The 12,933-nt window shown below is 44.5% G+C and carries 7 protein-coding genes; all 7 read right to left on the bottom strand.

Annotated elements, in window-relative coordinates:
* Positions 1 to 3: 3 nt before the first annotated feature.
* The gene (locus tag H8S65_RS04530) at positions 4 to 2,754 is read right to left on the bottom strand and encodes a TonB-dependent receptor (RefSeq protein ID WP_186928826.1); all 2,751 of its coding nucleotides are present in this window, start codon (positions 2,752 to 2,754) and stop codon (positions 4 to 6) included.
* Positions 2,751 to 3,464, bottom strand: coding sequence for a hypothetical protein (locus H8S65_RS04525; protein WP_186928825.1), 714 nt, complete (start codon positions 3,462 to 3,464; stop codon positions 2,751 to 2,753). The genes H8S65_RS04530 and H8S65_RS04525 overlap by 4 nt, the downstream gene beginning before the upstream one ends.
* A 263-nt stretch (positions 3,465 to 3,727) precedes the next feature.
* Positions 3,728 to 5,815: a BT4734/BF3469 family protein gene (locus tag H8S65_RS04520; protein ID WP_186928824.1), complete on the bottom strand. Its 2,088-nt coding sequence runs from the start codon at positions 5,813 to 5,815 to the stop codon at positions 3,728 to 3,730.
* A 39-nt stretch (positions 5,816 to 5,854) separates the two neighbouring features.
* Positions 5,855 to 6,238, bottom strand: coding sequence for an HU family DNA-binding protein (locus H8S65_RS04515; RefSeq protein ID WP_186928822.1), 384 nt, complete (start codon positions 6,236 to 6,238; stop codon positions 5,855 to 5,857).
* 421 nt (positions 6,239 to 6,659) lie between these two features.
* Positions 6,660 to 7,316: a hypothetical protein gene (locus H8S65_RS04510; protein ID WP_186928820.1), complete on the bottom strand. Its 657-nt coding sequence runs from the start codon at positions 7,314 to 7,316 to the stop codon at positions 6,660 to 6,662.
* 97 nt (positions 7,317 to 7,413) lie between these two features.
* Positions 7,414 to 9,348, bottom strand: coding sequence for a RagB/SusD family nutrient uptake outer membrane protein (locus tag H8S65_RS04505; protein WP_186928818.1), 1,935 nt, complete (start codon positions 9,346 to 9,348; stop codon positions 7,414 to 7,416).
* Positions 9,349 to 9,360: 12 nt separating this feature from the next.
* Positions 9,361 to 12,444 carry a SusC/RagA family TonB-linked outer membrane protein gene (locus tag H8S65_RS04500; RefSeq protein ID WP_186928816.1) on the bottom strand — a complete coding sequence of 1,028 codons (3,084 nt, stop codon included), beginning with the start codon at positions 12,442 to 12,444 and terminating at the stop codon, positions 9,361 to 9,363.
* Positions 12,445 to 12,933 lie beyond the last annotated feature (489 nt).

Genomic DNA, 12,933 nt, shown 5'->3' with positions numbered 1-12,933 from the left:
GGTTCAGAATTTTATATTGTAAGACAAATAAGGAATGGGAGCACCGAATATAGCCATCTTGTAGCCTTGTAATTTCCCGCCTTCGGATATGTAGTAAACGGAGTAAGCATTCTTTCTTCCGGTTACGTTGTAAACTCCGATGGAAAATGTACTGTGTGTAAGCAGAGTCAACTTGTGGCTCGGTTCGATATTGAACGCGACATCCATCCTGAAGAAATCCGGTATTCTGTATTGGTTGCGCCCGGAGTAGTAAACAAATTCTCCTCCCGCATAATTGAATTTGGAAACCGGCAATGTAACCGGACGTCCCGTGCTGTAGTCGCAGTTTAAAGAGAAACTGTATCGTTGCGTGAATTTGTAATTACCGGCAAATTTCACTTCGTGCGGCTTGTCGTAATCTGCCGGATACCAATTCCCGTCGTTGATCGGATCGGATATGCGGGCATCATGTTGCCTCAACTGGGTTCGCGAATATGAATAACTGACCCAACCGTTCAGTTTGCCCTGTGTCTTTTTCACCATCAACTCCACGCCGTAGGCTTTGCCTTGTGTACTGATTACATCGGTTTCGATATGATGGTTCATGGTCAGTTGCGCACCGCTCCGATAGTCCAGATAGTCCTTCATGGTTTTATAATACGCCTCGATCGAAGTCTCGATGCTGTTTCCCATAAAGTTCTTATATAATCCGGCTGCCACCTGCATCCCTTTTTGCGGTTTGATGTTCGCGTCGCTCAGTTTCCAAGTGTCGGTAGGCGACATGATGGTGGTGTTCGACAGCTTGTGTATATTCTGTTGCAATGTGTTGAATCCGGCTTTGACGGAGAAGTCGCCGTCGAAAGCATAGCGGGCGGACAATCTGATTTCCGGGGCATGATAGGTCTTGAAGGCACGAAAACCGTTGACGGTCTTAGTCTCTGTCTCTGTACCTTCGCTGGGCAGGAAGGTGGGATCGTAAAGGGAATAGGTGCGCGGCCCCATCGAATTGAACATCATGTAGCGCAAACCGGCACTTACCGACAACCGGTCGTTTATCTCCCATCTGTCAGCCAGATAAAAATAGGTCTCCATCGCCTGTTCTTTTTGCAATTTATCCGGTGCGATCAATGATTCCGGGTGGTTTGGCAAGTTCTCCCCCGGATTCAACCGGTAGTAAGTTGTCCCGCCTCCGAAGTCAAGTATATGTTTTTCATTCAGGTAATGAGTGAAATCCAACTTTCCGAAAATCTGGTCTATACCGAAACGTAACCTGTAGGCTTCTGCCGGATTCTCTTCTGTTTTTGTCAGATAATCATAATGATCGTATCCACCCGTAAAAGTCCCGGTCATTCGGTTCGGGAAGACATGCCGCCACTTTAAAGAGCCGTTGGCGTTGGTATAGCTATATCGTTCGTTTGCATCGAAGTAGAAATGATCGTGACTGTAATAGCCGCTGGCATACAAGTTGTCTTTGTCGGAAAACTTATGATCCACTATCAGGTTTAAATCGTAAAACCCGGCTTTCCCATCTTTGTAACCGCTCTTCTCTGGTAACAGGTTGAGCAGCCAGTCCGAATAGGTCGTCCTGCCTCCGGCAATAAAAGATGTTTTCTTTCCGATCGGTCCTTCCAAAGTGATGCGGCTGGTCAGAAGTCCAAGACTTGCCGATCCCGTGAATTTCTTTTTATTGCCTTCTCTTCCGTTAATTTCGAGGACGGATGAGATACGACCTCCGTATTTAGCCGGAATGCTGCTTTTATACAGTTCGATATCTTTTACCAAGTCGGCATTGAATGCAGAGAATAGTCCGAACAAATGTGTCGGATTGTAGATCGTACCGTTGTTGAACAAGATCAGGTTCTGGTCGGTCGATCCTCCCCGCACATTGAATCCGCTGGAGGCTTCGCCTACCGCTTTCACGCCCGGCAGCATCATGACGATCCGTATCACGTCTTTTTCACCGAATACAGTCGGCACGTTCTTTATTTCCTTGATGTTGACTCGCTCTACTCCTAATATATTACTGCGGACATTCGCTATCCTGTCGGAAGTGATGGTCACCTCTTTCAGTGAATAGACTTGTTCTTCCAATTCAATGTCGAGCTGCCCGTCTGAATTGAGCATCACTTGCCGTTGGGTATCTTTCAGTCCCATCCCTTTGATCTGTAGATTGTGACGTCCGGCCGGTAAAAGCAGCGTGTAAAAACCGAATGCGTCAGTTGTCGCCGCAATGGTCGGATTCTCGATATAGACGACAGCGCCGACGACCGGTTCGCCGGTACGGAAGTCGGTCATGTGGCCGCTTAGTTTGATTTTACCTGAACCGGGAGCTGAAGCGTCGCCGATGGTATAAACCTTGTTTTCCGAAGTCGCTTTCTGTTCTTTTTGTTTATTCAGGACAGCAGCAAAATTAGATTTTTCTTCTCCTTTCCTGTCACTCCCAAAAAAATTATCGGGAAGGGAGGTAATCAGTTTTTTGTCTTTCAGGACAAATAAATATTTGTCGGCAAACGCGAATACTTGCAAATGGCTGCCTTCCAATGCTTGCTGCATGGCTTCGGCCGGTTGCGTATCCGTACAGGCAAGCGTGACGATCAGCGAATCGACATCCGTCGGATTGTAGTAGACAGTCAATCCGCTTTGTGCGGCTATCTGGCGGAACACTTCTGTCGCCGGTTGTTTTTCGGCATGGATACTGACATTCTGTTGGGAAAATAACGGGGAATGGCAGATAATCAACATGATTATAATATATCCGATTTGTCTTATCCTCATCTGTTTAATGCTTCATATTGTTTGACAATCGTAACGAAAGCCTGTTCCGGCTGCTTCTTGAAGTTCAGCTTCTGTTCCCGTGCGTATCGGCTTAGCTCCTTCTTCTTATCAGGGAAAAGGTTGAGTAGCGCCCGTTTGTTTTTAACCGGGTAAAATCTGTTTTCCTTGACGACATAGAACCGTTCTTTTATCCGGAAAGAGGCTTCGATGGAAAGTCCGTTTACTTTTTCCTCGTAGGTGACAATATATTTTTTGATAACCGGATAGATATTGTCGGACAGTAACACTATATATTCGTTGCCGATGAAGTCTTGCCATCCTCTTGTCGACGGGTTGATGACGCGGTAACCGTTTAGTAGGATGTAATCGATTCGCTTTTTTTCGGCAACGATGGGATAGAGCTTGTTCGGCGATTGCAAAACGAGTTCGTCCCGGAATAAGTCCAGCTTCATGAGAAGTCGTGGATAGACGATGCCCCCAAAACTTATTGTCCCTTCCTCGAATCCGGCGTTTACCAGATACGGATGATTAGTTGTCTGTTTTTCATAGCGTGAATATTCCTTTCCGTTATAAACGAGGGCATATTCCTGTACTACGGAAAAGTAATCTTGCACTAACTTGCCAAGCAATCTCTTGTTGGTATCGGTTTGTTGTCCGTGCAGCATTCCAATGGATAGACATAGTAGAATGATTGAAGTCCCTGTTTTCATAAATAGATTATATTTGATAGAGGATAACAGCACCAAAGATAAGAATAATATTACATTATGTAATATTATATATGTAATGAATTAAAGAATGGAGATGTGCCAAAGCCGGATGCCAATACATTTCCTAAAATCAGTATCACTATATCACTTTTCTGTTTTAACTATCTGTATATTAGATTTATAATGCGTGATAGATGCTCGGAATATCTATCACGCTCATATCACTCATGTGTCACTGTTTTTTGAAGAAGAAAAGTCTTTTTTTAGGACTTGTTCAGCTCAACTACCTGATATATAGTACCTCTGTTGCTCCTTTTCGACGGGATGCCGTTTCGTTTCAAAAGGCGTCCGAAGTTGGAGATAACGGTTTTTGTGTAGTTGAAATCGCGTTGTTTCTGCTTGATCCGCCCTAAAATCTCTATCGACAGAAGAAATTCGCCTGCCTCATTCTGTTTTGGGAGGCGGAAATATTGCAGGAACAGTTGTTCTTCGGGCGGTATTTGCTGGAATTGCCGGTTGTTGGCGACGATTTCGGTTTCTTCTTCGTGTGTGAACCAGTAGCGTTCGCTGTTTGCCAATGCTTCCATCGCCTGTGCATACAACTGTTCGTAGTCGATCGGCTGTGTATAGTCGATGGTGTCTGTGACTTCGATGCAAATGAAACGCCGGCTTCCGGTCGGGTCGGTCAGGATATTGAAGTTGTTGCTTGTCGCGATGAATGTGGCGTAACGTCTCAAATTCCTGTTGGCCGTCTGGTAGGGCAACCGTGTGCTGACGTTCGCTTTTTGCAGGATATGCTTCAGGTAGCTTTGGTGCGTCTCTTTGACGGAATCGAACTCGTCTATGTTTACCAGGGCATAGCGGTGCAAAGCCAACTCCGTATCCCGTCGCTTGCTGAAGTCGATGCTGTCTGTGTAGAACTGCCGCAGTTCGGGGGGCAGGATGTTCAGGCAATAAGTCGATTTGCCGCACCCCTGGTCGCCGACCAGTAGGGGAGTAGTGCTGTTGCCATGTTCCCGGTCCAACCCTAACCAGTGTGCCACCATACTGAGGAACCATCGGTAGAAGTGGTCAGCCCATCGGAGATTGTTGCAAGGCACACGTCTGGCAAGCGCCCGGATATGATCTTTGCCATCCCATTTGGGCAGATGCCCGAGGTATTCTTCTATCGGGAAAAAAGCGGGTGTGTTGTCCGAGTAAACATACCGTTCGATGTCTTTGTCCCAGACATTCAGTCCTTCTTTGTGTGCTTCCGTGCAGATAGAGTTACGGACTTCGCGGGTGAAAGGGCTGAATGTGAAACGTAGGAGCGATTTGTCCCGATATTCCACTTCGCCACTCATCTTGTTGTTTCTGATTTCGTAACGGCGCAGCATGAATTCTTCTAATTGCAAAGTCAGCGACATGATTTCCGGCATGAATGTCTTCCCGGCGAGTGCTTCTTTCAGTGTGTAGACGGATCGGAAAGTCATGCGTATTTCCATCTCTTTGGGTTTCAGATCGTTGTAAAGTAGCGTGCATTGTACGGCATCCTCTTCCGGGATGCCGGCTTTCAGGCAATTTTCAGCTAATAAGGTAAAGACCGGTTTGAGATTCTCGTCTTTTATCTGTCCGGATTTTCGGATGGCGTCTACCATCGCTATGCTGAACAGTGTGGCGATCCGGTAGTTGCGTGACATACCGGGCATTAGTCTTTGCAGCGGGTCGGACGGTTCTTCCGGGATGATACGGATCTCTTCCGAATCTGGCATCTGCGTCGGTTGCTCGATCCGGATGGCAACGGCATCGGGGTTATATACCGGCTGCGGGTCATAGCTCATGCGGCATCCGTGCTGTGGAACCGGTTCTTTCAGCGTGATGTTACGTCCTAATTGCGGCTGGTAATATTTGACTGCCGTCAAGTAGGCTTGCGAGTGGAATCGTTTGACCTGTTCGGGTGAGCGTGGAAGCGTCCCGTCCGGCAATGTGAACGGGACCACTATTTTCACGCTTTTCCCGCTAAAGCCGATGAATGCCAATAGCGTTTGTGGCATCATGGCGGCTTGTTGCCGGATTTGTACCGCTTCTTGCAAGTCGGAAAGATGGTTTACTTCGAGCAGGACCAGTCCCGAATAGTCGCGCATGGGAGGGGTGGGGTCGCCTGTCTTGCGGAATGTCCCGCTGAAAATGATTACCGGAAGTTTCTGTATGAAACTGTTTTGCGTGCCGGGCAGTGCAAACATGACTTTGTCGCGCGTGGTGCTGACCGGTTTGTTGAGATTCTCCGTCCGCAGGGCAGCCAGCAGTTTTTCCATTTCAACGGAACGCATGACGAGCGCTCCCTTTTCATATCGATATAATGTTACCTTCATCTTTATTGTCTATTAAAATCATAAATTTCAAACCGTGAATCATTTCCATCTTTCGAACCGAAGATTTTTCATGAACTCTTTCATTTCCGGATCAGCCTTGATACATAGCCGTTTGGCTTTTACTCGATGGGGCGTGCAGTCTTTCGGGTTTTCATATCCTTCGCTTCCGGCCGAGAGGAACAAGGTCCCTATGCCGTGCAGGTTTACGGTGTACCCCATATCCAGCTGGAACTGGATTTCGCGTCCGATCTCCGTTACGGCAGCCAGCACGTCGCCTCTTGAAAGCGAGCACCGGGTTGCGATGCACTCGGCCAATTGTTCCGTTGAAACTTGCCCGGCAGTCACCGGAACGCCATAATAGCGGATTTTTTCTGTTTCTCCGCTTTTGTCCACTTTGGGACGTACTACATAAGCATGCGACATAAGCTGTGTTTTTTCGTAAAACCAATGAATAAAACTGAGAGAAGTGCCTGATTAACTTTCTTTACACCCGGATTTACATTCCTGAACACCCGGGTGACGGCAGTCTGTACATGGGGGTGTAGGGATTAGGAACATCCGGATGTATATGACTTTAAGTCCTTACAAAGATAATAAAAATATAGTGCAAATGCAAGAAAATCAATAAGTTTTTTCAAATAAAAATAGTCTGTTTTCGGGTATGGGTAAGGGCGGACAGATCGGGGCAAACAGGGACGGCGTGTGATACATGGTGATAGAGGAGTGATATATGAAAAGGGGGATGTGTCACTCCTCTATCGGTTGATAATTATGATGCTATCTTGAAAAAGTGATAGAGTGATATGGGTTTTGGAATTAGGAGATATAGTAGTTTGGAATTATCCTATTGAACTGTCTTTTCTGCATAATTGTACAGTTCCAGAACTTGCATGATTGTATTGAAATCAATCTGATTTTTTGTAATGTATTCTTGAAGCCCCTTTTTGTTTTTGCTGTATAGTTTTAGGAATTGCTTAGGTGTTGAAAAACGTTTTTCCTTATTACCTCTTTTAATGATATATACTTTTTCAATTTCATGGACATACTTAGTTTCTTTGTCTAAGGCCTTGATGCTTCCTCCATAACTTGTAAGATGAGAATAGGAACGTGTCGCGGAGGTATTGCTCGTAGTTCCATAGCCACCGGCTTTTCCCGCATCTAATAAACGGGGTTTGTAATAAACTTTAAATTCCGGTTCTGTTTGGACTATTTCAGTAGGGCCGAACCGTGAAGAGAGAAATATACGTTCCCCTATTTTGATTTTGGAGATTTTATCTTGTTCGCCGAAAAGTTTCAACATATCTCCGTCTTGCTTGTCGATGAAAACAAAAGAACCTTTGACCAAGTCGTAATTGGCCGGAATGCAAAAGCTCCGTCCATCTGTGTAATAAACATAAGTATCTTGAAAGTTCTTGAAAAAGAATCTCTTTTGTTGCTCCTGAGCCCTAAGGCCAATGGATATGAAGATAGATGCTATTATGAGGTATATAGATGTTTTCATGTTTGTCTTCTTTTAAGTCTTTACAAAATTTATGGAAGAAAAAATAGGGAGGAAGTAAAAAACTCCCTCCCTATTCTGATTTGTTTAAGAGCAGAAATTATTCGTAATACGGGTTCTGTATGATCGCCTGATTACGTAATGTCTCTTCTAACTTGATAGGAGCGAAATACATCTTGTTGTCCCATTTGCGTTTCTCAATATAGTTCAGATTGAGAACGGTCCAGGTGTAATTATAAACGTCTTCATCGTGAACATAAGGTAATGTTGCGGTTTTACCCGGTTTTAGACGACCTACGATTGATACACCGGTTAATTTCTTGTTTCCGATTTCCGGTGCAATCATCCAACGACGTATATCGTAATAACGTGAATGTTCATAAGTTAATTCGACACGACGTTCATGGCGCAAGAATTCACGCAGATCACTTTGGTTGAATGTTTGTCCACGAACAGCCAATGTGGCTTTTGTATCCGGGCGACCGATACGTCCACGGACAGCGTCCAAATAACTTGCTGCTTCGTCTAATTTGTTCAATTCAATGCAGGCTTCGGCTGCAATCAAATACATTTCGGCTAAGCGGATGTAAGGCATTGGACAAGTTTGGAAGTTGTGCTCGTTGGCAGCTACAGAACCGTCGATCAGTTTCTTTTCCAAATAGCCGGTGTAAGTACCATTCCAGTTTTCGATCTGTCCCATGCGGGTATCAACGCCTACCATACCGTTGAATTTTTCCTGTTTGATTGGTTTGTTGTCGTCGTCGACCGAGTAAATCGCATTAACTTCATTGCCGTCTTTACTCAATTCGTAATAACCGAATTGCAGGTTGCCCAGTGGCGTTGCGTCGAACACTGCTCCATCGGAAGCTCTGGGACGTCCCCACTCTGCACCATCATAACCGATTGTAGCGTAAAAACGCGGTTCACGGTTCATATACGGATTTTCGGTGGTTGATTCACCTGGCTTCAATAGCGTATTCAGGATTTTACCTTCTTCTGTTTCGAAAGCCATCACCAAGTCATGTGTCGGAGCTGTTCCAGCCCAGTTGTGATAACCGTTCGGTCCATGCAATAGGGCTACACGGTTACGAACCCAGTTGTCTGCATTCAAATCTTTGTTTACATACTGTTTAGACCAGATGGTCTCTTCGTTGTTTGTAATAATAATGTTATGGAATTTTTCTGCAATTTCCTTGATCGTACCGGCATTACAATCGATCAAAGAGTAATTGCTGTCGTTGATAACATCTTTAGCGGCATCTAATGCTTGTTGGTACAATGCTTGACGATCACCTGTATATTGGTTACACTCTAATTTATTGACGGTACGATCAGCAAACAGTGGGCTGGCTACATGCAGTAACAGACGTGCTTTTAATGCTTTAGCTGCTCCTTTGGTCGCACGGCCTAAATTAACACCGGTTTGTTGTTCTGGTAATAGGCTGGTAGCTTGTTCGATGTCTTTCAGAATAAAATCCATTACATCCGCAACATTGGCACGTGGTAAATTTAAGGCTGAAGCTTCTTCAATGCTATATACTTTGTCTACGATAGGTACGCCACCGAAACCACGGAGCAACTCAGTATAGATATATGCCCGAAGGAAATAAGTTTCTCCTTTCAATATGCTCAAGTCCACACCGGTTTTTTCAGGAACGTTGTCGATATTTGCCAAAACTAAATTGGCACGATAGATCCCTTTATATTGCTTACTCCATTTGAACGGACAGTCATCACGGTCGTAAGCGCCCAAGTTGCTAGGCGAGACAGTAGCCTCGTTGATATCACGGCAGCCATATACGTGCGTAAAGAAAGCATCATCTGTCCAGGCGTCTGGATTTACTTCTTGTGCTATATCGCATACGTACGAATAGACATCGTTAACAACCGTTTTTGCTAAATCTGCATCCGACCAGACTGTTGTTTCGTCATACTGGTCTTCAGGTGTTAGGTCCATGAAGTCGGAACAAGAACTAAGTGAAAGTGTCAGTCCCGCTGCTGCCGAAAGGCAGATATATTTCAATTTTGTTTTCATAATAATTATCTTTTAAAATGTTGCTTGAACTCCGAAGTTGATAATTTTTCTCAACGGATAATCTCCTAAGTCTTTACTACGTTGTTCCGGGTCAACATCGTTGACGCTGTCGATGGTAATCAAGTTCGTACCGTTGGTATAGAGACGCAAATTGGAAATACCGGCCTTTTTCAATCCTTCGAAATTGAATGTATAACCCAATTCTATATTTTTCAGACGCAGGTAGTTGGCATTTCTCATGAAATAGGTATTGTCGTTGTTGATCCAATACTGGTTTTCACGGTCCCATGTACGTGGTCCTTCAGAATACGGATTTTCCGGTGTCCAACGTTTGTCGTAGTCACTCTTCAAGAAGTTACCAACCAAGCCTGACCATGTTTCGATATACACTTCGGCACCGGTTGCTCCCTGCCATAACATCATCAAATCGAAGCCTTTCCATTTGGCAGTCAATGTCAGACCGGCAACAAAACGAGGTTCCTGGTTCTTTTCCGGACGGATACGATCCAAACCATCTATTTTGCCGTCGCCGTTCATATCTTTGAAACGAATATCACCCGGTACGGTATTGTCTGAATACAACAAACCTTTTGCGCGTGCTTCATCGATTTCTGCTTGCGTATGGAAAATACCGTCTGCAACATAGAGCAACATATTGCGGCTACCTACCGGTCTACCGGTCGAGAATTGGTATTCGGGTACATTTTGCACTTCATCCCAAAAAGTGATTTCGTTGCGTGCATACGTCATGTTCAGAGAAGCTCCATATTCAACTTCCCCGATCTTGTCTTGCCAGCTGACTAATGATTCGAAACCTCTATTCTTCATTTCGCCCAAGTTCTCACGAGGTAATGTGATACCGGTGATTTCAGGCAGAGAAGCATTACGGGAGATCAACATGTTAGTACGTTTGTGATAGAAAACGTCAGTTTCCCAGCTCAAACGATTTTGTAAGAATTTGAAATCGAAACCGACATTGTAAGTTGTACCCACTTCCCAAGTGATATTCGGGTTCGGAGTGCGGCTCGGGTACAGACGTTTGTTTTCCTGGCCACCGAATACAGTACCGGCATTGTTGAATGCGTAAGTAGTCAGATATTGGATGGAGTGGTCATAATTACCATCACCGTCTACCAATGCATCGTTACCGGTTTGAGAAACCGAACCGCGCAGTTTGAAGTAATCGATAAAGCGGATATTTTCTTTCCACCAATTTTCTTCGGAAGCACGCCATGCTAAAGAAACGCCAGGGAAGAAACCATAGCGGCTGTCTTTTGGGAAACGGTAAGAACCGTCTACACGCCAAACAAATTCGAATAAGTAGCGTTCTATATAATTGTAAGATACGCGTCCGAAATAGTTCAAACGGGTTTCTTTCCAAGAATAACCTCTTGCAGACTGACCTTCTTCACCGCCTAAGTTTAGTTCCGGTTTGGAATCGGATATAAAACCTTGACGGAACCCCCATGTCTCTTCATATTGTTTTTTCTGTCCTTCCATACCGAAAGTCACACCTATAGTGTGTTGTCCGAATGTGCGGTTATAGTCGAGTAATCCGTTCAGCATCCAGCCTAATTGTTCAGAATGCAGACGTTCTAATTGCGGCGTGTCTAACCACTGTTTGGATGCATTTAAACCTTCGCTTCCTTCATTTACACCATCCCAAGTGTACAGATAAACAGGCTTTTTCATCCATCGGCGGTTTCGGAAGTGTATGTCGTAAGAAGCATTTCCGCGTAAGGTCAAACCTTCGATCCAGGGTACTTTCACGTTTACCGACAAGTTGTTTTGGATGTACTGGTTCTTGTAATGGTCGAAACCTGCCAAGTCCGTACTGGTCACAGCGGGGTTGTCACCGCGTTCAACAGCCGGCCCCGGTTCGCCAGAAGGCCACCATGCCACTTGGTCGGGACGGGTACGGCGGGCTGAGCCGAAAATGTCACCTGCACTTTTTGCCGGATATTTGGTGTCTTCCAAACGAGCTGTTATGCCTAATTGGAAATCAACGTACTTGCTGGTCTTGACATCCAAGTTTGTACGCAAACTGTATTGGTCGTAGCGGTTGGCTGAATTTCTGTACAAACCGTCTTCACCATTTGCTCCGAAGTTAGCGTAATATTTTACTTTTTCTGTACCGCCAGATACGCCGATGTCTGCACGATATAGCGGAGAAGCGCCTTTTACGATTTCGTCAAACCAGTCGGTGTCTGGATATTTCCACGGATTGGCGTGTGTGCGGAAACCTTCGAGTTGTTCGTCAGAGAAGGAACCTGGAAGAACTTCGTTCAACATGGTTGCATATTCGTATGAATTAGTCATTTTGGGTAAACGGGTTGGTTGTGAGAAACCTGCACTTGCGTTGAATGAAACAACTGGTTTACCTTCTTTACCGCGTTTGGTTGTAATCAAAACGACGCCATTAGCGGCACGTGCACCATAGATGGCGGCAGATGCGTCTTTTAATACGGAGATTGATTCAATTTCAGTCGGGTTCAAACGGTTCATACCACCATCACGGTCGGGTACACCGTCGATTACAACCAATGGGTCGTTGCTACCCAAGGAGTTTGTACCACGGATGCGGATGGTCGTACCTCCACCACCCGGTTCGTCGGCTGTCTGGAAACCGATAACACCCGGCATACGGCCTACCATACCGTTGGTTAAGTTGGTTGTCGGAGAAGCTTTCAACTCTTCACCGGATACACTGGCAACAGAACCTGTCACAGTCACTTTCTTTTGTGTGCCGTAACCGACTACTACAACTTCTTCCAGTTTTTGAGTGTCTTCTTTTAAAGTTACATTGATCGTTGATTGGCTACCTACTGGAACTTCCTGAGATTGATAGCCGATGTAAGAGAATACGATAGTTGACTTGGAGGGTACCTCCAACGTATAATTACCGTCGATGTCGGTAATTATACCGATTGTAGTTCCTTTTACTGATACGTTGACACCGATTAAGGGTTCACCGGTAGCATCCACTACGGTACCTTTTATGGTCTTTTGCTGTGCAATTGCCGTAGCTGTAAACATGACACAAAGCAAAAAACAGCCGAGCGTCCTGAATAAATGGTTTAAAGAATATCTTTCCATGTTTTTGAGATATTAAATGAATATAAGGTTAAAAACATTAATGGATAACTACTTATCCGTTTTGTGAATAGATGAATTGAGCTATGTTTTCATAGGCGATAGTAATTTAATTAGACGTATATTTGTAAAGAATAATTGCATTGAAGAATTTTTACCTGGTCGCATTTAATTTAACTTTTTAGGTTAACATCGAGTTTCTTACGGAAATGTTTCTGTAATGAAACACAAGCCCTGTTAACAATTATGAACTTGTTCCGGTGGCAAAAGTGGGCAAAAAGGGAATTAAATCAAAATAAATGTATAAAAATGTTTTAGCGCGTAATTATTTATTGCGTTGTGTAATTTTGCCGTGCTTTTTCAGAAATGATAAGATCAACATATAGAGATGTTTGTTGATTTACATATGTTTTTTTTGTGCTTGAATTGCAATAATGGTTTTGTCTTGATCTATAAACAGACAAAAAAAGGACAGTGGATAAGCCACTGTCC

Origin of the sequence: Parabacteroides hominis (assembly GCF_014287585.1) — a bacterium.
Lineage (GTDB): Bacteria > Bacteroidota > Bacteroidia > Bacteroidales > Tannerellaceae > Parabacteroides > Parabacteroides hominis.
This window is presented reverse-complemented; position numbering and strand designations above follow the sequence as displayed.